Origin of the sequence: Klebsiella sp. CN_Kp088 (assembly GCF_040064335.1) — a bacterium.
GTDB lineage: Bacteria > Pseudomonadota > Gammaproteobacteria > Enterobacterales > Enterobacteriaceae > Klebsiella > Klebsiella aerogenes.
Genome location: NZ_JBEAIQ010000001.1, coordinates 365,058 through 384,702, shown reverse-complemented (window position 1 = coordinate 384,702; position 19,645 = coordinate 365,058). Strand labels below are relative to the sequence as shown.

The 19,645-nt window shown below is 54.8% G+C and carries 18 protein-coding genes and 1 riboswitch; of the genes, 10 read left to right on the top strand and 8 right to left on the bottom strand.

Annotated elements, in window-relative coordinates:
• Positions 1–198: 198 nt before the first annotated feature.
• The 4 genes from ABLV08_RS01885 (at position 199) to mgtU (ending at position 4,135) form a co-directional block, all read left to right on the top strand.
• Positions 199–699 (top strand): anti-virulence regulator CigR family protein, encoded by a 501-nt coding sequence (locus tag ABLV08_RS01885; protein WP_045382310.1) that lies wholly within the window; start codon positions 199–201, stop codon positions 697–699.
• A gap of 493 nt (positions 700–1,192) precedes the next feature.
• Positions 1,193–3,925 (top strand): magnesium-translocating P-type ATPase, encoded by a 2,733-nt coding sequence (gene mgtA / locus ABLV08_RS01880; RefSeq protein WP_049057974.1) that lies wholly within the window; start codon positions 1,193–1,195, stop codon positions 3,923–3,925.
• A gap of 20 nt (positions 3,926–3,945) precedes the next feature.
• Positions 3,946–4,038 carry a protein MgtR gene (mgtR, locus tag ABLV08_RS01875; RefSeq protein ID WP_020078726.1) on the top strand — a complete coding sequence of 31 codons (93 nt, stop codon included), beginning with the start codon at positions 3,946–3,948 and terminating at the stop codon, positions 4,036–4,038.
• Positions 4,039–4,048: 10 nt separating this feature from the next.
• The gene (gene mgtU / locus ABLV08_RS01870) at positions 4,049–4,135 is read left to right on the top strand and encodes a magnesium transporter protection protein MgtU (RefSeq protein ID WP_251009860.1); all 87 of its coding nucleotides are present in this window, start codon (positions 4,049–4,051) and stop codon (positions 4,133–4,135) included.
• A 94-nt stretch (positions 4,136–4,229) separates the two neighbouring features.
• Here mgtU and ABLV08_RS01865 read toward each other — a convergent pair whose 3' ends face one another.
• Positions 4,230–5,099 carry an arginase family protein gene (locus tag ABLV08_RS01865; RefSeq protein WP_348855554.1) on the bottom strand — a complete coding sequence of 290 codons (870 nt, stop codon included), beginning with the start codon at positions 5,097–5,099 and terminating at the stop codon, positions 4,230–4,232.
• Positions 5,100–5,268: 169 nt separating this feature from the next.
• Here ABLV08_RS01865 and ABLV08_RS01860 point away from each other — a divergent pair, with 169 nt between their 5' ends.
• Both ABLV08_RS01860 and zapE read left to right on the top strand, forming a co-directional pair.
• Positions 5,269–5,856 (top strand): TetR/AcrR family transcriptional regulator, encoded by a 588-nt coding sequence (locus ABLV08_RS01860; protein ID WP_045382301.1) that lies wholly within the window; start codon positions 5,269–5,271, stop codon positions 5,854–5,856.
• A gap of 4 nt (positions 5,857–5,860) precedes the next feature.
• Positions 5,861–6,883, top strand: coding sequence for a cell division protein ZapE (zapE, locus tag ABLV08_RS01855; RefSeq protein WP_348855475.1), 1,023 nt, complete (start codon positions 5,861–5,863; stop codon positions 6,881–6,883).
• Between the two features lie 75 nt (positions 6,884–6,958).
• Here the strand turns inward: zapE and katG are convergent, their stop codons facing one another.
• Complete coding sequence (gene katG / locus ABLV08_RS01850) at positions 6,959–9,136, bottom strand: catalase/peroxidase HPI (RefSeq protein ID WP_015366518.1); 2,178 nt, start codon at positions 9,134–9,136, stop codon at positions 6,959–6,961.
• Between the two features lie 264 nt (positions 9,137–9,400).
• The gene (locus tag ABLV08_RS01845) at positions 9,401–10,333 is read right to left on the bottom strand and encodes a LysR family transcriptional regulator (protein WP_348855474.1); all 933 of its coding nucleotides are present in this window, start codon (positions 10,331–10,333) and stop codon (positions 9,401–9,403) included.
• Between the two features lie 100 nt (positions 10,334–10,433).
• Between ABLV08_RS01845 and ABLV08_RS01840 the strand changes: the two genes are divergently transcribed.
• The 4 genes from ABLV08_RS01840 (at position 10,434) to mrdA (ending at position 14,224) form a co-directional block, all read left to right on the top strand.
• Complete coding sequence (locus ABLV08_RS01840) at positions 10,434–10,868, top strand: DMT family transporter (RefSeq protein WP_015705485.1); 435 nt, start codon at positions 10,434–10,436, stop codon at positions 10,866–10,868.
• Between the two features lie 9 nt (positions 10,869–10,877).
• Positions 10,878–11,381 carry a DMT family transporter gene (locus ABLV08_RS01835; protein WP_045382289.1) on the top strand — a complete coding sequence of 168 codons (504 nt, stop codon included), beginning with the start codon at positions 10,878–10,880 and terminating at the stop codon, positions 11,379–11,381.
• Positions 11,382–11,390: 9 nt separating this feature from the next.
• Positions 11,391–11,470: riboswitch (ZMP/ZTP riboswitch) on the top strand.
• 17 nt (positions 11,471–11,487) lie between these two features.
• Entirely contained in the window at positions 11,488–12,120 is a 633-nt protein-coding gene (locus ABLV08_RS01830; RefSeq protein ID WP_348855472.1) for a LysE family translocator, read from the top strand.
• A gap of 184 nt (positions 12,121–12,304) precedes the next feature.
• Positions 12,305–14,224, top strand: a complete 1,920-nt coding sequence (mrdA, locus tag ABLV08_RS01825) for a penicillin-binding protein 2 (protein ID WP_032711686.1) — start codon at positions 12,305–12,307, stop codon at positions 14,222–14,224.
• A 5-nt stretch (positions 14,225–14,229) separates the two neighbouring features.
• On the opposite strand, the gene pqqF is transcribed toward mrdA, so the two are convergent.
• From pqqF to pqqB, 5 genes are read right to left on the bottom strand one after another with little or no spacing between them, the layout of a single operon-like run.
• Entirely contained in the window at positions 14,230–16,527 is a 2,298-nt protein-coding gene (pqqF, locus tag ABLV08_RS01820) for a pyrroloquinoline quinone biosynthesis protein PqqF (RefSeq protein WP_348855471.1), read from the bottom strand.
• The gene (gene pqqE, locus ABLV08_RS01815) at positions 16,527–17,669 is read right to left on the bottom strand and encodes a pyrroloquinoline quinone biosynthesis protein PqqE (RefSeq protein ID WP_032708109.1); all 1,143 of its coding nucleotides are present in this window, start codon (positions 17,667–17,669) and stop codon (positions 16,527–16,529) included. The genes pqqF and pqqE overlap by 1 nt, the downstream gene beginning before the upstream one ends.
• A complete protein-coding gene (pqqD, locus tag ABLV08_RS01810) occupies positions 17,656–17,934 on the bottom strand; it encodes a pyrroloquinoline quinone biosynthesis peptide chaperone PqqD (RefSeq protein ID WP_015366526.1) in 279 nt (92 codons plus the stop codon). The genes pqqE and pqqD overlap by 14 nt, the downstream gene beginning before the upstream one ends.
• Before the next feature lie 2 nt (positions 17,935–17,936).
• Entirely contained in the window at positions 17,937–18,692 is a 756-nt protein-coding gene (gene pqqC / locus ABLV08_RS01805) for a pyrroloquinoline-quinone synthase PqqC (protein WP_020078733.1), read from the bottom strand.
• 2 nt (positions 18,693–18,694) lie between these two features.
• A complete protein-coding gene (gene pqqB, locus ABLV08_RS01800) occupies positions 18,695–19,612 on the bottom strand; it encodes a pyrroloquinoline quinone biosynthesis protein PqqB (protein WP_047052390.1) in 918 nt (305 codons plus the stop codon).
• Positions 19,613–19,645: the final 33 nt, after the last annotated feature.

Below are 19,645 nucleotides of genomic sequence, written 5' to 3'. Positions count from 1 at the left end.
TGAGCGGTGTGGCGATTTAATAGTTGGAAATCATGTTTAATACGCTGATAGATGATAAATATGCTGCTTTTTTGTCAGCGCAGACGGCAGAATTGAAGTAAACGACCAGCAGTGAACAATCAGATGAAGCGAAATGGTGATTTCGGTGAAAATCACCTACATTTGTAGTGTGTATTCTGTGTATACAAGGAAAAGAATATGTTAAAGCGTCAGGCAATAAAAACGGCGTTGGCAATGGTGATGTCAGTAACGATGGCCGCGGCACCGGCGCTTGCTAATCCCGGGAACGGTAATGGCAATGGTGAACATGGCAATAGCGGTAAAAACATCTATCATGGCGATAAAAGCAATAATGGTCATAGCGCCAGCCAAAGCGATAACGGCGGCGGCAAGGGACAGCGTAAGAACTACGGCAAACCGGATCACGTCGATAGTGATATCAGCTATAGTACCGCTCGCGCGCTGGCAGTGAACTTCGGCTTGACCGGCTATCAGGCCCTGCCTCCGGGAATTGCGAAAAATCTCGCGCGAGGAAAACCGTTACCTCCGGGCATCGCTAAAAAAGCGGTGCCCTCGTCGATGCTTAATCAGTTACCTTATTATCCCGGCTATGAGTGGCGGGTCGTTGGCAACGATCTGGTATTGATTGCGCTCAGTACCGCCGTGGTCACCGCGATCATTAATAGCGTATTTGATTAATATCGAGGCCCCGTGGTAAACGGGGCTTTGCTTTTCTAAAACATTTAATTTCTTTCTTAAACCAATCCTCACTGGGGCGAGTATTAAACTTTACAGCTATTATTCGCGGGCTATACTAAGCACAACTTTACACAGGAGAGATACGTTGGACAGTCACCCTTATTTAAACATCAAGGCAAACTGACGCTATCTATTCTGCGCTGTTTGCCAACCGGCAGGCAGCAATCCTTTCCCAATCCTGATTGCCTCCTGAGAACTGGAATTCGCTTTTTTGCGAGGTAATTTATCATGCTATTATTTTTCTACGCCCTGTTCCCTCCGCCTTTTACGCGGTAACACACGCTCACACAGGCTCTTAAGGCTATCTCACTGCGGTTTAGCAATCTACGCAGGAATATCTACTACGCGCAATTTGTGAGTGTGAAAAAATAACATCTAACTATGCATGATTTATTTATGCAGGGATTACCACATCTAAATTTGGGGATGAATCATGACTGACATGAAATTAGAAAACCGGAATGCAAACCGGTCTGCGTCAGAAAATGATAAGCAGCATAAAAAGAGCTTTGCGATTGAAACGGAGGCCTTTAACAGTCCGGATCACACGCTTGCGCGTTTAAATAGCAGTCGGCAGGGGCTAACGACCGCCGATGCGCTGGAGCGGCTGGAAGACTATGGCCGCAATGAAGTGGCGCGTGAAACCGCGCCGCCGTTTTTTATTCAATTACTGCAGGCATTTAATAATCCGTTTATTTATGTGCTGATGGCGCTGGCGGCAGTCAGTTTTATTACCGATTACTGGCTACCGCTGCGTAACGGTGAAGAGACCGACCTCACCGGCGTTATTATTATCCTGACGATGGTGAGCCTGAGTGGGCTATTACGCTTCTGGCAGGAGTTCAGGACCAATAAAGCCGCGCAGGCGCTGAAATCCATGGTCCGTACCACCGCAACGGTACTGCGCCGCGGGCCGGGCAATATTGGCCCCAGCCAGGAGGAAATACCCATTGAAGAGCTGGTGCCAGGCGATATTATTTTCCTTGCCGCAGGCGATCTGGTGCCGGCAGATGTTCGTCTGCTGGAATCACGGGACCTCTTTGTCAGTCAGTCCATTCTTAGCGGTGAATCACTGCCAGTAGAAAAATATGATCTCATGGCTAGCGTGTCGGGAAAATGCAGCGATCGTTTACCGACGCCGGATAAAAATAAAAGTCTGTTAGAGATGGGCAATATCTGTCTGATGGGGACGAATGTCACCAGCGGCAGGGCGCAGGCGGTGGTGGTGGCGACCGGCGACCGGACCTGGTTTGGCTCGCTGGCAAAATCGATCGTCGGTACCCGCACGCAGACTGCCTTCGATCGCGGGGTGAATAGCGTCAGCTGGTTGTTAATCCGCTTTATGCTGATCATGGTACCGATCGTATTGTTGATTAACGGTTTCAGTAAAGGCGATTGGGTTGAAGCCTCGCTTTTTGCCCTGGCGGTGGCGGTCGGTTTAACGCCGGAGATGTTACCCATGATCGTCAGTTCGAATCTGGCGAAGGGCGCGATTGCCATGTCGCGACGTAAGGTGATCGTTAAGCGTCTCAATGCCATTCAAAACTTCGGCGCAATGGATGTGCTGTGTACGGATAAAACCGGCACCCTGACCCAGGACAATATCATCCTTGAGCATCATCTCGACGTTGGCGGCGCGGAAAGCAATCGAGTATTAATGCTGGCGTGGCTGAATAGCAGCAGCCAAAGCGGAGCGCGCAATCTGATGGACAGAGCCGTGTTGCGCTATGGGGAAGGGCGGCTGGCGCCGGCGGAAAAAGAGCGTTTCGTGAAGCTCGATGAATTGCCGTTCGATTTTGTACGCCGCCGCGTATCGGTCTCGGTGGAAGACAGCCGCTATGGCGATAAAAGCCTGATTTGTAAAGGGGCGGTTGAAGAGATGCTCGAAGCCGCGACCCATATTCGTGAGGGCGACAAGATCGTTGAACTGGACGCGCTGCGCCGGGAACTATTGCTGACGAAAACCGAAGATTATAACGCTCAGGGTTTTCGGGTATTGCTGGTCGCTACCCGCAAGCTGGATGACGCGGCGCTAAGCGTGCCGCTCACCGCAGCTGATGAACAGGGGCTCACCGTCGAGGGCATGTTGACGTTCCTCGACCCACCGAAGGAAAGCGCGGGCAAAGCCATTACCGCACTGCGTGATAACGGTGTCGCGGTCAAGGTACTTACCGGTGATAACCCGGTTGTAACGGCGCGGATTTGTCTTGAAGTGGGCATTGATGCGCACGACATACTCACCGGCCAACAGGTTGAGTCAATGACTGACCGCCAGCTTCAGCAGGAGGTCGAGAAACGCGCGGTGTTCGCCAAACTGACGCCGCTGCAGAAGTCGCGCATTCTGCAGATGCTACAGAAAAATGGCCATACCGTTGGTTTTCTGGGCGATGGCATTAACGACGCCCCGGCGCTGCGCGATGCCGATGTGGGTATTTCTGTCGATAGCGCGGCGGATATCGCGAAGGAGTCCTCGGATATTATTCTGCTGGAAAAAGACCTGATGGTGCTGGAAGAGGGGGTGATTAAAGGACGCGAGACCTTTGGCAACATTATTAAGTACCTGAACATGACCGCCAGCTCCAACTTCGGCAACGTGTTTTCGGTGCTGGTCGCCAGCGCCTTTATCCCTTTCCTGCCGATGCTGGCGATTCATCTGTTGATTCAGAATCTGATGTACGACATCTCACAGCTGTCGCTGCCGTGGGACAAAATGGATAAGGAGTTTTTGCGTAAGCCGCGCAAGTGGGATGCGAAGAACATTGGCCGCTTTATGCTGTGGATTGGCCCCACGTCGTCGATATTCGATATCACCACCTTTGCTCTGATGTGGTACGTCTTCGCCGCCAATCATGTGGAAGCGCAGGCCTTGTTCCAGTCCGGCTGGTTTATCGAAGGGCTGCTGTCGCAGACGCTGGTGGTGCATATGTTGAGAACGCAGAAAATTCCGTTCATCCAGAGCCGCGCGACGCTGCCGGTTTTGCTCACCACCGCCGCCATTATGGCCATCGGCATCTATATCCCGTTCTCGCCGCTCGGCGCCATGGTGGGGCTTGAGCCGCTGCCGCTGAGTTATTTCCCGTGGCTCGTTGCCACGTTGCTGAGCTACTGCCTGGTGGCGCAGGGTATGAAACGTTTCTATATCAAGCGCTTTGGCCAGTGGTTCTGATGACAAAAAGGAGGATGACGATGAATCGTTCACCAGAGGATCTCATCGCCTGGATGTTTTTACTGGCCGGTTTGCTGGTACTGGCGCTGGCGATACGGCAAATCTTTGAATAGCGGGGGGACTATGCGCAAAACATCATTAGACCCAATCTTTCTCCAGGCCGTGTTGATGATGGTGGTGATAGTCTTACTCACCGTCTGGATTAGGTAGTTTAAGGCCCGGGGCGTTATCGCTCCGGGCCTAAAGTCCCTGCGGTATTCCTGCAACATGGCAAATGGTACTTTCCACCACGGGAACACGTCGATTAACTCAATAATGGTAGAGCTTCGAGCATATTCTTCAGGTTTAAGGTATCCCAGGGCAGGTGTTCGGCGACGGTGAGGCCGACCGGTTTGGCCTGAGCGGCGGTTTGATTGATAAGATTAACCACTTCGGCAATCGTCAGTTTCCCTTCGGCGACATCGCCAAAATCGTGTACGCAGCGCCCCGGACGAGCAAACAGCACTGCTCGAAACAGGGCCGGGTCGAGGACATCAAGATCGAGATGGATGGCCAGGTACTCAATACGTTCACGCGCTATCCACTCGTCAATCGCCTGCGGATTCTGACGCAGCTCTGATGGGCTTAAGGTGGCGATACCGCGTTCACTAATAAACTGTTTTTCGACATCGAGCGGGCTATGGATCCCGGCAATGAGCGCTTTGCCAGGTGATAATGGCTTTCTGACCACCTGGGTTAATTCCGCGTCGCCATTGCCCATTAACGCCCCAAGAACGTGGGCATGGGCATGTGGGAACTGCTCTGGCGTCATAACGTCCGGGTGAGAATCAATCCATAATACCCCCAATTTATCGCCATATTTTTCCACAAGCCAGGCGAAAGGAGCCAGGGAGACCAGGCAATCGCCCCCTAAGGTGACAATGGTCTCTGGCTGATTTCGAGTGATTTTGTCTTGTGCATCAAGCAACTGTTCAACGATCGCCCGGCGGCCGACAATTCCATCTTCATTTGCCAGTTGAGCGTGTCCTGGTTCGGGGACACAGACCTCCTCGACAACGCCTTGCGCAGGCGGCGCCAGCCAGGACAGCATCCGGGAGCCGAAGAAGTAGGGCGGATTGTTGCCGCCTTGCCATTGCGGAAAAAGCAAACGCAGACTGGATTGGGTATTTGGCATCATGGTTCTCCTCATATTTATCATCACAAATGAACGAACGTTCATTCATTAATAATGAGGCGCACTGTCGGTGATGGCAAGTAAAAACGGGTTATTTACCCTAACATTAGGCTGCTAGCCAAAAAGCGCTTGAAGCAGGTAGAATTGCCCATCGCCGGAGGTAGTTGAAATGTTAAATAATTCAGAAACGTACCATAAGCTGATTGTCGCCGCGGCGGCGTGCTTTGCCGAAAAAGGATTTAATGGAACCAGCGTGCGCGAAATTGCACTGCGCGCAGGTATTAGCCTCGGCGCGATGTACACCTACTTCAAAGGCAAAGATGAACTCATTGAGGCGATTATCCTTGAAGAGCAAAAAACGGCATTAGCTAAGCATCAGGAGCGCTTCGAAGGTTCCCATTTTGCGCAGATTTGCGCCTTAGCCGTTTCCTGTATAGAAGAAGTGGGGTATCCCTCTTCGCACCAGCTGTGGGTGGAAATTATTGCGGAATCGGCAAGAAAGCCGGCGCTGCGGCAGATTTTCGTCAATAGCGACAGGATCATGCGCGACGGAATGGCACAGATTATTGCTCAAGGAATTGCCGCTGGCGAGCTCAGCCCACACGTTAACGTCGAAGAAGCAACGCTCACCATCTTTGCATTCATCGATGGTCTGATTGGCCGTAAAGCGATGAATCCCGCATTTACCGTGGCTAAGGATCTGCCGCATTTTGACAACGTCATGGCGACCATTCTCAATAAAAATAGCGCTAGTTAATCCCATGCAACAGTACGCTGATTTCTGTTTTAGCGCCGTGATGGCTCAACGGGCGGCAAAAGAAAATCTCACCCTTGATGCCGACCAGCTCGCGTTGGTCGCCGATTTGCAAATGCTGAGCCAGCAGTTATTCCGGCAGCAAACGGCAATACAAGGATTGTACGTCTGGGGGCGAACCGGGCGCGGGAAGAGCTTTATTCTCGATAGCTTCTTTGCCAGCTTGCCGCTGCGTGAAAAGCGGCGGGTGCATTTTCATCACTTTTTCCGCGAGCTCCATCAGCGGCTGAACGCCCCTTCGGCGCCGCGGTTGCAAGAGGTCGTCGCGCAAATGACCGACAACTGTCGTCTGCTCTGTTTTGATGAGTTTCATCTTCATGACCCGGCTGATGCGATGTTGATAAAGGTGCTACTGGAACATTTGTTCACGCAAAATATCGTCTTATTAGCGACCTCCAATTATCCGCCCGACCGTTTGCTGGCGAATCCGCTTTATCACGAACGTTTTTTGCCTTCCATTAACCTCATTAAACGCCATATGACGGTAACGGCGCTCAACGGCGAACAGGATTATCGCGAGCGACATACCTCGCTGGAGAATGATTTCTGCCAGGGAAAATTGTTGGTGCAGCCAACTCTCAGCAGCCGCGCGGCGCTCGGTTTGCCGGCTATTGCCCTGCAGGCGCAGGCTCTGCAAGTAGGTTATCGAACCCTGCAAACGGCATCGCCGCAAGGTACCTTTCTGCATTTCACTTTCGACCAGCTCTGTCTTGCGCCCACCTCGGTCATGGATTATCTGACGCTATGCGAGCAGCATCAGCACTGGCTCGTCGAGAATGTTCCACCGTTGGCGCGAGTTAGCCCAGCGGCGCAGCAGCGCTTTATCAACGTGGTGGATATTTTGTATGAAAAACAGTGCCGCTTAATATTAATTACCGATTGCGGGCTGGAAACACTGGTGGCGGATGTGGAGCTGGATGATATTCAACGCACCTACAGTCGGTTACAGCAGCTCGCGCGGGAAGCATAAAAAAACGCCGCTCGATAATGAGCGGCGCTTTAACAGAGTAACCTGCCGCCGATGATTTACCGGCGGGCAGGGGAATTACAGATCGAAACGGTCCAGATTCATTACCTTGGTCCATGCGGCAACGAAATCAGTAACGAATTTCTGTTGCGCATCGGCACAGGCATAGACTTCGGCCAGCGCGCGCAGGACCGAGTTAGAACCGAACACCAGATCGACGCGAGTGGCGGTATATTTCTCTTCGCCGCTCTTACGGTCGTGACCGGTAAACAGCTCAGCCTGTTCATCCGCGGCTTTCCATACGGTGCCCATATCCAGCAGGTTGACGAAGAAGTCAGTGCTGAGGACGCCGACGCGATCGGTGAAGACGCCATGTTGGCTGCCATCGAAGTTAGCGCCCAGCACGCGCAAGCCGCCGACCAGCGCCGTCATTTCCGGCGCCGTCAGGGTTAGCTGCTGCGCTTTATCGATAAGCAGGGTTTCCGTCGACACGCCGCCTTCGATGCGACGGTAATTACGGAAACCGTCGGCCAGCGGCTGCAGCAGATCCATTGCTTCAACATCGGTCTGATCCTGGCGCGCATCAACGCGACCCGGCGCAAACGGCACGTTTACTTGAACGCCGGCAGCCGCTGCGGCCTGCTCAACCCCCACGACGCCCGCCAGAACAATGATATCCGCCAGCGACGCTTTACCCGATGCCTTCTGGATGGCCTGTAGCGTTGGCAGCACTTTGCTGGCAATGGCGTTGACCGGCCATTCTCTCTGTGGCAGCAGGGCCAGACGCGCGCCGTTAGCGCCGCCGCGCTTATCGCCACCGCGGAAGGTTGAGGCGGAAGCCCAGGCAACGGAGACCAGTTCGCTAACTGACAGCCCTGAATCCGCAATGGCCGTTTTCAGCGTAGCGATGTCGGAGGCGGTTGGATTATGGGTCGGTGCCGGTAACGGATCCTGCCAAATCAGATCTTCTTTTGGCACTTCCGGACCGAGATAACGGGATTTTGGCCCCATATCGCGGTGAATCAGTTTAAACCAGGCGCGGGCGAAGGCTTCGTTAAAGGCCTGCGGATCGTTCAGGAAACGGCGCGATATTTTGCCGAATTCCGGGTCGAAGCGCAGCGTCAGGTCCGTTACCAGCATGGTCGGCTTGCGTTTTTTATTCGGATCAAACGGATCTGGAATAATCTCAGGCGCATCTTTCGCTTCAAACTGAATAGCCCCCGCCGGGCTGCGCGTCTGCACCCATTCGTATTTGAACAGGTTCTCGAAGAAGTAGTTACTCCATTGGGTCGGGGTTTGCGTCCATACCACTTCCAGACCCGAGGTGATGGCGTCCGCGCCTACACCGCTGCCGTAAGTACTGCTCCAGCCAAGACCCTGAGATTCCAGCGGGGCGGCTTCCGGTTCCGGGCCAACGTGGCTTGCCGGTGCGGCGCCGTGCGTTTTACCCAGCGTATGGCCGCCGGCGATCAGCGCGACGATTTCTTCATCGTCCATCGCCATATTGCCGAAGGTCGCACGAATGGCTGCCGCGGCGGAAAGCGGATCGCCGCTGGCGTTAGGGCCTTCCGGGTTGACATAGATGAGACCCATTTCTGTGGCGCCCAGCGCCTGTTTTTCCAGGCTTTCCGGGTGGCGATGTTTCAGCCACTCTTTTTCATCGCCCCAGTCAACATCGAGGTCCGGTTCCCACACGTCTTCACGCCCTGCGCCGAAACCGAAGGTACGGAAGCCGGCGTTTTCTAATGCCACGTTACCCGCCAGCATATACAGGTCGGCCCAGGAGATTTTCTGACCATATTTTTGTTTCACCGGCCACAGCAGACGACGGGCTTTATCAAGGCTGACGTTATCCGGCCAGGAGTTAAGCGGGGCGAAGCGCTGCTGCCCGCGACCGGCGCCGCCGCGGCCATCGACGGTACGGTAAGTCCCCGCGCCGTGCCACGCCATACGGATAAACAGGCCAATGTAGCTGCCCCAATCGGCGGGCCACCACTCCTGGGAGTCGGTCAGTAGCGCGCGAAGGTCGGCTTTCAATGCGGAGTAGTCGAGCTTTTTGAACTCTTCCCGATAGTTGAAGTTTTCACCCAACGGGTTAGAACGATTGGAGTGCTGATTCAGCAGGTCAACACGAAGTTGGTTGGGCCACCAGTCACGGTTGGCGGTACCGCTGCCGGCGCTTTGCTTCGGCGTCCCGGCGTGGAAAGGACATTTCCCTGCGGATGGGTTGTTAGTGGGATCATTTGACGTGCTCATATCAGGCTCCGTTTGCTTTTGTGAATGCCATTACGATATACACTGCTACCAATAAGCGATATTTGAATGAGTCTACGGATTTAATAGCTTTTACCGTTCAACAAACATAATTAAAACCAGTGTTTTAGTGTGTTTACTCGGCGAAATTCAAAACCACACCTTTAAACATAGTCGTAACGCAGCGGTAAAGGAAACGTTATGATGCGTTAACCGCTACGGATCGCTAATTGTTTGAGATATGACAATTTTACTGCGATGAAAGGATTAGCGTTGCCAGTAAAGCGGCGTGCCGAAAACGTCGGTAAAATAATCAATAACGGTGCGTACATTGAGCGACGGATGACGAGCATGCGGATAAATCGCGGCAATGTAAGAGGGCAAATGGTTAATGCCAACGCTGTAGTCATTCATCAGCGCTACTAATGTTCCCTGCGCCAGCGCGTCGCTCACCATCCAGTCCGGAAACAAAACAATGCCCATTCCGCCAATCGCTAAAGTGAGAAGGGCATCGGCGTTGTTTGAGATTAGCCGCGGTGTTTGCGGGTAATGGATCCACTCTTCTTCCCTCTGGCGAAAAAGCCAACGGTTAGCACCCTGTGAACCGCGATACACCAGCGTGCGGTGTTGATTAAGCTCAGAAGGCGATTGCGGCGCGCCGAAACGGGAAAGGTAACCAGGCGCTGCGGCGAGGTAATAGCGCTGGGCGCCAAAAACCTTTGCGTGATAGCTGGCGTCAGGCAGGGCGCTGATGCGAAAAATGATATCAGTCGCCTGGCGATGAGGATCGACAAAGTCATCGGTCAGGATTAATTCGTACTCCAGCTCGGGATAACGATCGGCCAGTCCCGCTAACCATGGCGCGATATGCCGTTGGCCAAAGTAGACCGGGGCGTTGATGCGCACGAGTCCGCCAGGTTGTTGGGCGCGATCCTGTAATTCGCGTTGCGCGTGAGCGAATTGCTCGGTCATCCCGCGGGCATAGTCAGCAAACAGGTTTCCGGCCTCCGTTGGAACGACCGCACGGGTATTGCGGTAGAACAGCTGCTGGCCAAGCGCATCCTCAAGTTGCTGGATGACTCGTGAAATCAGAGAAGGGGACACGCCTTCACGGCGCGCGACAACGGAAAAACTATGGCTGTCATACACGGCGATAAACAGCTGGAGGGCGCGGAGATTGATGTTACCTACGTCGGCCATTAATGCAAATCCTGCAAAGGTGTTTGCAAAACTATACTATTTTTTGCATTAGCGCGTCGTTCTATTCTCTTCCGCTCTTAACAACTGAAGAGTATTTAACATGCAGCGTGTGCTGATTTTTTTAGTGATTGCCGGCGGAATGGGGCTGTCCGTAGAGGCAGGTCTATTGGGGCCGCTGGCGGGTCAGGTCGGTGATTTATGGGCAACAATGAGTATTTTCGCCATTGGCGCGGCATTAACGTTTTTACTGATGCTTTTTTTTAGCCCGCGACAGAGTCCCTCTTTTTTTTCGCTCCCCGGTTGGCAATTAACCGGTGGTCTATTGGGGCCAGGTTATGTGCTGATATTAACGATTGTTACTCCGACGATCGGTATCGCAATGACGATTACCGGTGTTCTCGCCGGTCAAGTATGTAAGAGTCTGTTAATCGATCATTTTGGCTGGTTTGGTAGCCCGCGGCGAAAAATAGATCGCCGCCGGGTTATTGCTCTGTTGTTCATTGTGGCGGCATTAGTGCTGATTGCCGTTGATTGAGGTGCTGAGATGAATATGTTGATGATTATTTTGTCGCTGATTGGCGGCGCATTGCTAAGCGTACAGGCTGCGGTGAATGGCCGTCTTGGCGTGCAAGTCGGAATATTGCGTAGCGCCTTTTTGACCTTTTCCATTGGCGCATTGGTGACCGGTTTATTAATCGTTTTCTTTGCTCCGCAGCAGTCAATGACGCTGCTGGATGTACCAAAATGGCAACTGCTTGGGGCGTTCTGCGGGGTTCCCTATATTGTCATCATGGTGCTGGCAGTACAGCGAATCGGCACGGCAACGGCGACGGTGGCGGTAATATTTGGTCAACTCGCGATGAGCTTGCTGATTGATAATTTCGGGTGGTTGGGAAATAGCGCTATTGACTTTTCGCCACAACGCCTGGCGGCGGTGCTATGTTTGGCGTTAGCGCTGTACTTTATATACGCGTCTGGCGTATCAGGAGCAGTTGCACCTCCTAAACGGTCGGGAAAGGCGAAATGGTTGTCGACCGAACGGGAATAAGCTAATACTTAGACACCATGTGACTGGCGCTAAAGACAGAATACTGTTGGGGAGCATGGTCAAGTACGCCGCGCGCCTGGGCATTACCCCTATCTGGAGATAAGTTATGCCTGAATTAGCTTCATTATCGGCTTTTGCCGCGGTGGCGTTGGGGTTAGTGTTAACTCCTGGCCCCAACATGATGTACCTCACTTCACGGTCGATTTGCCAGGGAAAACGCGCCGGCTTTATATCCCTTGCTGGCGTTGCGGTGGGATTTTTCTTTTATATGCTGTGTGCGGCTTTTGGCATAACCGCGCTGGTTTTCGCCGTACCCTATGCCTACGATGCGTTGCGAATTTGCGGAGTGGCTTATTTGCTCTATTTAGCGTGGCAGGCGATTAAACCCGGTGGGCGGCAGATTTTCGCGGTGCGCGATTTACCGGCTGATAGCGGGCGTAAGCTGTTTCTGATGGGCTTTCTTACCAGCCTGGCGAATCCTAAAGTGGCTATCTTGTATTTGTCTTTGCTGCCGCAGTTTATCACTCCCGGGCTCGGTAGCGTGCTGAGTCAGTCGCTAATACTTGGCTGTACCCAGGTGCTAATAAGCGTGGCGGTTAACGGGCTTATTATTATGCTGGCCGGGCAGGTGGCGCTGTTTCTTGGGCGGCGACCGGGTTGGCAACAATTCCAACGTTGGCTGATGGCGACGGTACTTGCCGGAATGGCGGTAAAGATCGCTTTTGAGGCCAGAAAATAATCGTTACTGCCTGACAACGCGTTTTTATGCCTTTCTCTCGTTGAGAAAGGCATCTCACGTTCTAACATACTGATACATTTCTGCCAGTTCATTAGCAACCTTTCAGTAGGGCTAATGCGTCAATAAAGCTATTCTTCTTCGCCTTTGTTTTGTGCTTTCCAGTGACGCAGGTAAATTGCCGCCAATGGCCCTATTGAGAGATGAGATCCGCGACCACTCGGCAGAAGAGATGCTGTTTATCCGCCGCGCCGTTATTGCTTTCCTGTTGGTGGTGGTCTGCTTTGGGGTGTTGATTTTCAATCTCTACCATCTCCAGGTAGAGCAGCACGACTTTTATCAGACCCGCTCCAATCAAAACGACATTAAAATGTTGCCGATCGCGCCAAGCCGGGGGCTGATTTTCGACCGCAACGGTATTCCGCTGGTGCAAAATATCACCCTGTATCGCCTGCAGGTGATCCCCAGCAAGATTGCCGATATGTCGGCGCTGCTGCAGGCGTTAAGCCCGATTGTCGACCTGACGGCGGATGATATCGCCAGTTTCCGCGACGATATGCACCACAATAGCCGCTATAAAGAGGTGACGCTGAAATCCGATCTTACCGATGTGGAAGTGGCGCGCTTTGCTGTCAACGAATTTCGTTTTCCCGGCGTTACCGTCGAGAGTTATCAGCAGCGAAGTTATCCCTATGGCGCGGAGCTGGCGCACGTTGTCGGTTACGTTTCGAAAATTAACGATAACGATTTACAACGGCTGGCGAAAAACGGCGAAGCAGAAAACTACGCGGCCGATCGCAATATCGGTAAACAGGGGATTGAAGGCTATTACGAGAAAGAGCTGCATGGCACCACCGGTTATCAGGAAGTCGAGGTAGACAACCACGGTCGCGTCGTTCGCCTGTTGAAAGAAGTCCCGCCGGTCGCCGGCAAAAATATCTATCTGACGCTAGACCTGCATTTGCAGCAGTACATCGAGTCGGTCCTGAAGGGCCAGCGCGCCGCGGTCGTGGCCGTCGACCCGCGCGACGGCGGCGTACTGGCAATGGTCTCCAGCCCCAGCTATGACCCCAACCCCTTCGTTAAGGGGATTGGCTACCAGGCTTACAAATCGCTGCTCGATAACCAGGATCGCCCGCTGATTAACCGCGTCACTCAGGGATTGTATCCCCCGGCTTCCACGGTCAAGCCGTATATGGCGCTCTCAGCTCTTTCCGCCGGGGTTATTACGCCAAATACCACCTTCTTCGGCGCGCCAACCTGGACGCTTCCCGGTACTCAGCGCCGCTACCGCGACTGGTTAAAAACGGGACATGGTATGTTGAATGTGACCAAAGCGATTGAAGAGTCGGCGGATACCTTCTTCTACCAGGTCGCTTTTGAGATGGGCATCGACCGTATACACGAGTGGTTGAGCAAGTTTGGTTACGGACAATCGACCGGCATCGATCTCAATGAAGAATACGCCGGGGTTTTGCCGAGCCGCGAATGGAAACAGCGGGTACATAAAAAACCGTGGTATCAGGGCGATACGATTTCCGTCGGTATCGGCCAGGGGTACTGGATCGCGACGCCAATCCAGATGGTGAAAGCGCTGACCACCCTAATCAACAACGGCAAGGTACAAAACCCGCATCTTTTATACTCAATGAAGCAGGGGAATAAGGTCGAACGCTATCAGCAGCCAGCCAATTTACCGCAGGTCGGCGATCCGAAATCGCCATACTGGGGGGTTGTCCGCAATGGTATGTATGGCATGGCGAACCTGCCGAACGGAACGGGATATAAGCTGTTCCATACAGCGCCGTATCAGATTGCGGCGAAATCCGGGACCTCGCAGGTATTTAGCCTGAAAGAAAACCAGACCTACAACGCTAAAATGATCCCGGTGCGTCTGCGCGACCACATTTTTTATACCCTGTTTGCGCCGTATCAGCATCCGAAAGTGGCGATGGCGCTCATTCTCGAAAATGGCGGCGGCGATGGCGTTGTCGCCGGCCCGACGGCGCGTGCGATTCTCGACCATATCTTCGACCCGGCGAATGCGCCAGCCGCGGATAGCGCGCAAAGTAACGTTCCGCAGGTCGAAAGCGCCGATGCGCAGTAACCACTTTAAGTGGCGGACGTCGTCGGCGCGCTATACAGGATTCGCCAGCTGCGGCGACGGCGAGTTATCTCACGCCATAGCGTGATGACCTCGTCCAGCCGCAGGTCGTTAACGTTCTGCGGCGTGGCTACCGGGAGATGATAGTGCTGGCGCAGGGCGGCGAGTGCGGTGGCGCTGGCGTCCTGCGCCTGACCGTGCTGCTCAGCCAGCTGGTGTTGTAACTGGCTGAACTCAGCTTGCCCACACAGCGTTAACTGGCGGAGAAAGGTTTTACAGCAGCGTAGCAGGTTACTGATGGAACGATCTGGCGACTGCAGCGCCAGCAGCAGGCCATCGCGATCGGCGATCCGCTGATAACGGCAGCTCACCACGTAGCCAATCTGCTGTTCGACCCGCAGACGCTGGAAGAATTGCGGCTCGCAAAGTAGCGCCAGCAGTTGCAGCGCGGCCAGCGATGCCCCCTCGGGCAATGGAATAAAAACTAATAGCGCGTTATCCGAGCTGGCGTGAGGAATACGCTGAATACCGCGGCGACAGCCCGCCGAAGAGGGAAGTTCGGCGTTAACCGGGGTATTGAGCAGCGTCAACTGACGGGCAACCTGCTGCGCCAGATTGCCGCTGCCGCCCACCATCGCCGCCAGCCAACCCTCTTGCGCCGGGGCGATAGTCAGATGTTCAGGTAATTTTTGCAGTAGCTGGCGAATCGCAATGGTTTCAGGTGCGACCGTCGTCCCCAGTGCAGGTTGCGATAATCGGCGCATGAGCGCGGTGACGACGCGCTCCGCTACGCCGCCGGATTCCGGGAGCTGTAGGGTAAGCTGCCAGTTGCCGTCCACCGTTTGCCACTCGCCGCTGCCGCCAGCATGGCGAAGTTGCGCGAGCAAGGGACGGAGCTGCTGGCTTATCGCCATTCCCTGCGCCTGACTAAGCACGCTATAGAAAGGCTTGCGAACGATCAGCGTTGGCGTTTGATTATCTGCAATGACATGCAGCAGCGGGCTGGTCGTTGGCGGCAGGTCAGGCGCAGCAGCGGTCGCCGCCTGCGGATAGAAGCTAAATGCCAGCGGATCAATCACGACTGTCCGTGGCTGCCTGCGGCCGAGCGGCAAGGTAAAGCCCTGGGTTGCCACGCCATCGCCAGCCGCTATTTTGCGGCACACCAGCGAAGAGGCTGGCGCCGTCAGCAAGCTGGCGCAGAAACGGGCAAAGTCGACGGGCGGGGAATTGGGCGCAAAACCCAATGCCCGCTGACGTAACTGTTCGAGCGGGGTGAGTGCGTTAAAACGCAGCTGCGCCAGTCTGTAATAGTGCAACTGCTGTTCAGGCGAGGTGTGGCGCAATGCCTGCAACCATCGCTCGAGATGCTGATTGATGGCGTCGGGTTGGTCGCTGCTGAATACCAGCGCCAGCCAGCCGACACGTTCATCCTGGTAAAGCCAGTTCAGCGCGACATCGTCCGCGAGCCCGCATTCACGCAGCCCGGCCAGCAGGCTGCCGGGCGCTTCATCCAGTAGGAATTCACGAAAAGTAGTGACATTGTCACTTACTGCAATGAGCGGACAACGCCATACCGCCGGTTTGTCTTCAACGGCCAGTTGAAGATCCACATTGTTGCTAAAATACGTAGACGGCGCGTTTGCCGGCGGCAGGCCGCCAGGGAACCCCGCGGCAAAAAAATGGGCCAATGCGGCTAATTCATCAAGCGACTGCGGCCCCTGAAGCCATAGCTGCAGATGGCTGGCGACATAATAGCGCTGGTGAAACTCGCCGAGCGCAACCTGCAGCGCAGGCAAGTTTCCGCCCAGCGAATCCATGCTGCCGACCTGAAAACGGCGAAAAGCCGCGGGCGCCGCTATCGCGTGACGGGCTGCGGCTTCACGGCGGGAGGGATCGTGCTGCTGGATAAGCCGGTTTTCCGCATCGATGACCGCCAGTTCCTGACGGATATCTTCAGGCGACAGCAGCGGCGCCTGGAGCGTATCCCGTAGACGAGTGATGCCCTCGGCCAGACTACTGGCGGCGACCTCGAAGAAATAGGCGCTGTGGCGGGCAAGGGTGGTGGCGTTGACGCTGCCGCCCTGGCGTTGGATCCACGCCATTAATCGCTCGTCTGCGTGATAGCGCTGGCTGCCGCGAAACAGCAAATGTTCCAGTAAATGGGCCAGCCCCGGCAGGGCATCGGTTTCGTGATGGCTTCCGGCACCCACCTTAACCAACGCCGCAGCACGCGTCGCCTGCGGCTGATGAACCAGCGTTGCGCGAATCCCGCCTGCCAGTTCCACGATGCGGGTGGCGGTGGTCATCACAATTCCCGGGTTTTATAAATCAGCTGTGAACGGGTGCGGTTACGGAACTGCAGCTGGCTGATTTTGATGTCGCTACAGGCCGCTTCGCGCCGCGCTTCGAGGATTTTATGATGGTGCGGTGATTTGCTGCACACCGGGTCAGCGTTATCGGCATTGCCGGTCAGCATAAAGGCCTGACAGCGGCAGCCGCCGAAATCTTTCTCTTTTTCATCACAGGAACGGCACGGCTCCGGCATCCAGTCGAAGCCGCGGTAGCGGTTGAAGCCAAACGAGTCATACCAGATCGATTCCAGGCTCTGCTCCAGCACCGACGGGAACTCGACCGGTAACTGGCGCGCGCTGTGACACGGCAGCGCGGTGCCTTCCGGGGTCACGTTGAGGAATATTGAGCCCCAGCCGCCCATACAGCCTTTAGGGCGTTCTTCGTAGTAGTCCGGGGTGACAAAGAGCAGATTGGTCAGATTACCGTTAGCCGCCATTTTATGGCGGTAATCAGCAACGACCTGTTCAGCTCGGGCGATCTGTTCGCGGGTCGGCAGTAACCCCTGACGATTGAGGAACGCCCAGCCGTAAAACTGGCAGGTGGCGAGCTCAACATCATCCGCTTCCAGCTCGATACACAGATCGATGATTTTATCGATCTGGTCGATATTGTGGCGATGGAGGACAAAGTTCAGCACCATCGGGTAGTCGCGAGCTTTTACCGCTTTCGCCATCGCCAGCTTCTGCTGGAACGCTTTTTTGTTGCCCGCCAGCGCCGCGTTAAGCACTTCATCGCTGGCCTGGAAGCTAATCTGGATATGATCCAGCCCGGCCTCGCTGAAGGCGTCGAGTTTGCTCTCGGTGAGCCCAATGCCTGACGTAATCAGATTGGTGTAAAAACCGAGGTCGCGCGCGGCGCGGATAAGCTCCGGCAGATCTTTGCGCGTCAGCGGTTCGCCGCCGGAGAAACCCATCTGCACGCTACCCATGGCCCGCGCCTGGCGAAAGACCTCAATCCACTGTTCGGTGGTGAGTTCTTTCTCCTGCTGAGCAAAGTCCAGCGGGTTAGAGCAGTAGGGGCACTGCAACGGACAGCGATAGGTCAGCTCCGCCAGTAGCCACAGCGGCGGATTAACGGCGGGTTTATTCTGGCTCACGGAAGATAATCCACTTCTGTTGGTAAGCTATCTGCAGGAATTCGATGACGTCGTCATCGACGCCGCCGGCTTCCGGGAAACGGGCGTTGAGTTCGGCGATTATTTTTGCCGCGTCGCGTTGACCATCGACCAGTTCGAGGATCGCGGCGGCGGTCTCATTTAGTTTCGCCATTCCTTCCGGATAGAGGATCACGTGGCTATCCTGAGCAGCTTCCCACTGCAGGCGGTAGCCGCGACGAAAGGCGATGATTGCGCTTTTTTGCATAGTTATACCAGTCGGGTCGTGTGCCAGGCCGCCTTGTCGGTGACCGTATGATAGGGCGGGCGCTGCAACGCATAGGCCATGGTCATGGCATCCAGCATCGACCACAGAATGTCGAGCTTAAACTGCAGGATCTCCAGCATCCGGTTCTGCTTTTCCGCGCTATCGCAGTAGATCTTCGCCAGCTCCAGCCCATGTTCGACGTCGCGATTGGCCTGGCTTAAGCGGCTGCGGAAGTAGAAATAGCCTTCTTCTTTGATCCATGGGTAGTGCTGCGGCCAGCTGTCGAGGCGCGACTGATGGATTTGCGGGGCAAACAGTTCGGTCAGCGAACTGCACGCCGCTTCCTGCCAGTTGGCCCGCCGGGCAAAATTAACGTAGGCGTCGACGGCAAAACGCACCCCGGGCAGCACGTGGCGCTCGCTGAGTAACTCATCACGGCTTAGCCCCACGGCTTCACCCAACTGCAGCCAGGCTTCAATACCGCCTTCCTGGCCGTTACTGCCATCGTGGTCGAGGATCCGCTGCACCCATTTGCGTCGGGTGTGTGGATCGGGGCAGTTTGCCATAATCGCCGCGTCTTTTAGCGGGATATTGGTCTGGTAGTAAAAACGGTTCGCCACCCAGCCCTGGATTTGTTCGCGGCTGGCCTCGCCGTTATGCATCGCAATATGGTACGGATGATGGATATGGTAGTAGGCGCCTTTTTCCCGTAGCGCTTGTTCAAACGCCTGTGGCGATAGGGTTTCGCGAATCTGCATAGTTAGTCCTGAAGCGTGATAGGCATTCCGTCCCAGCTCACTTCAATTCCCTGTTGCGTCAGGGCGTTACGCTGCGGCGACTGCTCGTTAAGGATTGGATTAGTATTGTTGATATGAATCAGAATCTTGCGCTTCGCCGGGAGTGAGGCCAGCAGCGCCATCATGCCGTGTTCATCGCCAAGCGCCAGATGGCCCATATCACGACCGGTATTGCGCCCGACGCCGGCCGCCTGTAGTTCATCATCCTGCCAGACGGTACCGTCAATCAGCAGGCAGTCCGCTTTTTTCAGCCACGGCAGGAGCGCTTCATCCGGTTCGCCAAGCCCCGGCGCATAGAATAGCGTCTGGCCGTTGCGGCGGTTTTCGATAAACAGCGCCACGTTATGGCCCGGCAGCGGCCTATCGCGAAACGGCGAGTAGGGCGGCGCATTGCTGGCGATGGGGACGGCGGTAAACTGCAGGTCGGGACAGGCGTCAACGGTAAAACTATTCAGCGGGGTGACAGGATGGTGAATCAGGCCGCCGTTCCAGTGCCGTAACATAGTAAAAATGGGAAAACCCGTGCTGAGATCCTCATGTACCTCCGGCGTGCACCAGACCTGATGGGGACACCCTTCGCGTAGGCTCAGCAGCCCGGTAGTATGGTCAATCTGGCTATCGGTAAGGATAATGCCGCCAATATGCGTGCCGCGCAGTACGCCTTGTTTGTTTAACTCTGGCGTGTGGGCAATTTGCTGGCTGATATCCGGAGAGGCGTTACACAGCACCCACTCTTTGCCGTTATCGCTAACGATAATGGAAGACTGGGTGCGGGCGGTGGCCTGAATTGTGCCATTGCGCAGCCCCTGACAGTTGGCGCAGTTACAATTCCACTGCGGAAAACCTCCGCCAGCGGCGGAACCGAGGACTTTTATAAACATGAAGACGGACCAGATAAAAAAACAAAATGCCCG

Coding starts and splice junctions, on each gene's coding strand:
- ABLV08_RS01885 (WP_045382310.1), top strand. CDS start 199: ATGTTAAAGCGTCAGGCAATAAAAACGGCGTTGGCAATGGTGATGTCA.
- mgtA (WP_049057974.1), top strand. CDS start 1,193: ATGACTGACATGAAATTAGAAAACCGGAATGCAAACCGGTCTGCGTCA.
- mgtR (WP_020078726.1), top strand. CDS start 3,946: ATGAATCGTTCACCAGAGGATCTCATCGCCTGGATGTTTTTACTGGCC.
- mgtU (WP_251009860.1), top strand. CDS start 4,049: ATGCGCAAAACATCATTAGACCCAATCTTTCTCCAGGCCGTGTTGATG.
- ABLV08_RS01865 (WP_348855554.1), bottom strand. CDS start 5,099: ATGCCAAATACCCAATCCAGTCTGCGTTTGCTTTTTCCGCAATGGCAA.
- ABLV08_RS01860 (WP_045382301.1), top strand. CDS start 5,269: ATGTTAAATAATTCAGAAACGTACCATAAGCTGATTGTCGCCGCGGCG.
- zapE (WP_348855475.1), top strand. CDS start 5,861: ATGCAACAGTACGCTGATTTCTGTTTTAGCGCCGTGATGGCTCAACGG.
- katG (WP_015366518.1), bottom strand. CDS start 9,136: ATGAGCACGTCAAATGATCCCACTAACAACCCATCCGCAGGGAAATGT.
- ABLV08_RS01845 (WP_348855474.1), bottom strand. CDS start 10,333: ATGGCCGACGTAGGTAACATCAATCTCCGCGCCCTCCAGCTGTTTATC.
- ABLV08_RS01840 (WP_015705485.1), top strand. CDS start 10,434: ATGCAGCGTGTGCTGATTTTTTTAGTGATTGCCGGCGGAATGGGGCTG.
- ABLV08_RS01835 (WP_045382289.1), top strand. CDS start 10,878: ATGAATATGTTGATGATTATTTTGTCGCTGATTGGCGGCGCATTGCTA.
- ABLV08_RS01830 (WP_348855472.1), top strand. CDS start 11,488: ATGCCTGAATTAGCTTCATTATCGGCTTTTGCCGCGGTGGCGTTGGGG.
- mrdA (WP_032711686.1), top strand. CDS start 12,305: ATGGCCCTATTGAGAGATGAGATCCGCGACCACTCGGCAGAAGAGATG.
- pqqF (WP_348855471.1), bottom strand. CDS start 16,527: ATGACCACCGCCACCCGCATCGTGGAACTGGCAGGCGGGATTCGCGCA.
- pqqD (WP_015366526.1), bottom strand. CDS start 17,934: ATGCAAAAAAGCGCAATCATCGCCTTTCGTCGCGGCTACCGCCTGCAG.
- pqqC (WP_020078733.1), bottom strand. CDS start 18,692: ATGCAGATTCGCGAAACCCTATCGCCACAGGCGTTTGAACAAGCGCTA.
- pqqB (WP_047052390.1), bottom strand. CDS start 19,612: ATGTTTATAAAAGTCCTCGGTTCCGCCGCTGGCGGAGGTTTTCCGCAG.